This is a genomic window from Rhodanobacter spathiphylli B39 (assembly GCF_000264295.1).
GTDB lineage: Bacteria > Pseudomonadota > Gammaproteobacteria > Xanthomonadales > Rhodanobacteraceae > Rhodanobacter > Rhodanobacter spathiphylli.
Genome location: NZ_AJXT01000096.1, coordinates 1 through 224, shown reverse-complemented (window position 1 = coordinate 224; position 224 = coordinate 1). Strand labels below are relative to the sequence as shown.

Annotated in this window: 1 protein-coding gene; it reads right to left on the bottom strand. The window is 63.8% G+C overall.

Annotation, left to right across the window (positions count from 1 at the left end):
- Positions 1-56 precede the first annotated feature (56 nt).
- The coding region (locus UU7_RS17835; RefSeq protein ID WP_193385094.1) for a transposase at positions 57-224 on the bottom strand (168 nt) is incomplete at its 5' end.

Genomic DNA, 224 nt, shown 5'->3' with positions numbered 1-224 from the left:
AAGGTTTTTGGCCGTCCAGACGGCCGCGTGACAAGTGCTTCGTGGCCGTCGTCGACCTACGCGACCAGCTTGCCGTAGAGCTGAAGCTTCGCCACGTTGTGGACGATGCAGTACAGCTTCCACTGCGTGTCGACCTTGCGCTGGCCACGCAGCGTGAAGCGGCGCATGCCGCGTTGCTGGATGTGGCCGAAGACGGGTTCGACAGCCCCATGCGGTGGGCGTAG